Genomic DNA, 2,184 nt, shown 5'->3' on the forward strand with positions numbered 1-2,184 from the left:
CGTGGGGGTAGTGGCTCGCCGCGCACGTCGTAGGCGGTCCGGACGCACCGGACGCCCCGGCACCCGACCGGGTGCGGGGCGTCCGTGGTCCCGGTCAGCGGCTCCGGTCGAGGGGCGCGTAGCGGCCGTCGCCGTCGTAGCGGACGCTCAGCCCCTTCGTGCGGAAGCCGTAGTGCAGCGGCGAGAAGTAGGCCACGCCCAGCACGAGGCGGGCCTTCGCCAGCTCGCGTCCGTCGCGCAGCAGCGTCACCGTGCCGGTGGGCCGCCCGCCCTTGGCGGTCACCGTGGCGACGGTGCCCAGCGGCGTCGCGACGGCGTGCGTGCGGGTCGGCGAGAGGGCCGCCGGCGGCTCGCCCGGGTCGATCCCGATCTTGATCGGGTCGTGGTCGGAGGAGCGGAACGCGCTGGCGTCGACCAGGTCGGTGACGTTGGCGTTGTAGCGGCTGTACTCACGCGCGATCGACTCGTAGGCGTTGACGTTCCACACGTCCGCGCCGGTCACCCAGGCCCGCGCCGCCGGGGTGGCGAGCACGTGGTCGAGCGAGCCGATCAGGCCGCTGAACTGGTACGTCTCCTCGTCGGTCAGCTCGTCGGCCAGGTCGGTGTAGCCGGCCTGCTCGAGCGTCACGATCGGGTCCTCCGCGGCGTAGGCGTTGAAGTCGCCGGTCAGGAACACCTTGTCGGTGCCCAGACGCTGCTGCTCGGCCGTCGCGAACTCGACCAGCGCCTCGGACTGGCGCACGCGCGAGTAGTTCGACGCGCCCTGCCCGTCGCCGGTGTCGGCGTCCGGGCCGCTGCCCGAGCCCTTGGACTTGAAGTGGTTGACGATGACGGCGAACACGTCGTCGTCGCCGTGACCCTTCGGCTTGAAGCCCTGGGAGAGCGGCTGGCGGGCGTTGGCGAACCGGGGGTCGTCCAGGATCGCCGACGAGCCCACCGGCTCGACCGCCGCGGGGCGGTAGATGAACGCCGTGCGGATGACGTCCTCGTCGGCCGGGACGGCCGCGGGGGAGGGCACGAACGCCCACGTGCCGGCGCCGCGTCGGCGTTCAGCGCGGCCACCAGGGTGGCCAGGGCCGCGTCGCGGTCCGGGCCGTAGTGGCGGGAGTTCTCGATCTCCTCCAGCGACACGACGTCGGCGTCCAGGTCGTTGATCGCCCGGACGATCTTGGCCTCCTGGCGGGCCAGGCTGGCGTCGTTCGCCGCGCCGCGCGGACCCGTGGGGCCGCAGCCGTCGACGGTGATGTTCGCGCCGGACCGGTCGCGGTAGTAGGTGCAGGTCGCGCCCGTCGTCGCCGCGTACTCCTCGCCCACGGTCGGGAAGTAGTTGAGCACGTTGAACGTGGCCAGGCTCAGCCGTCCGCCGACCTCCCGGGGAGCGGCCTCGCGGGTGCTCGAGAACTCGGCGACCGGACGCACGCCCTGGGCGTCGTCGGCGGTGAGCTGGGCGGTCGGCTGCAGCTTCCAGCCGAAGCGGTAGTCGAGCACGACGGGCTCGGTGAACGTCGTCGTGGCGCCCACCCGCACCTCGTTCTGCGGGGTCAGCCACGGCACGGGCGTGCCCTGGTTGGCGGCGTTCAGGTAGTTCGTCGAGGCGCCGTCGTCGAGCGTGACGAGCGCGGCCGCGTTCGACGCGACCAGGGCGGCGTAGGCGTCCGTGCCCGGGCGGGCCTCGTTGGTCGGCTGACGCAGCGGCTCGGTGCCCGGGGCCAGGCTGATCTCGCCGTACTGGTGGGTGCTGTAGTTGTTCGTGATCGTGTACGTGCCGACCGGCTCGACGAGCATGCCCTCGTAGCGCTCGCGCTCGGCCTCGCCCATCGGGAAGCGGACGGGGCTCGGCTTGACGGCCGGCTGCGCCTGCTCGGCGACGGCGAACGACGTCGCGTTGATCTCGGTGAGGTCGTTGTACTCGACAACCTGGCCGGTGACGGTGACGGTGTCGCCGACGCGGACGCCGCGGGCGACGGCCGAGCCGAACACGAAGACGCCGTGCGACGCGGTGGGGGCCGCGTCGCGCCCGTGCCGCCGGTCTGCAGGTAGACGCCGTTGAAGCCGCCGGTCGGGAACGCCGCCGTGACCACGCCGTGGTGGTCACCGTGCGCCCGGCCAGCGGGCTGGCCGCGCCGGTGCCCTGCACGTCGGCGATGGACACCTCGTCGGGGTCCGGCTCGGGCTCCGGCTCGG

1 protein-coding gene is annotated in these 2,184 nt (G+C 73.4%); it reads right to left on the reverse strand.

The genetic code is table 11. The features are described 5' to 3' along the window. Nucleotides 1-94: 94 nt before the first annotated feature. Nucleotides 95-2,152 (reverse strand): endonuclease/exonuclease/phosphatase family protein, encoded by a 2,058-nt coding sequence (locus tag AC2W7G_RS14390; RefSeq protein ID WP_485869040.1) that lies wholly within the window; start codon nucleotides 2,150-2,152, stop codon nucleotides 95-97. Nucleotides 2,153-2,184: the final 32 nt, after the last annotated feature.

It is taken from the genome of Aeromicrobium sp. PFPM2_SD2 (assembly GCF_057364525.1).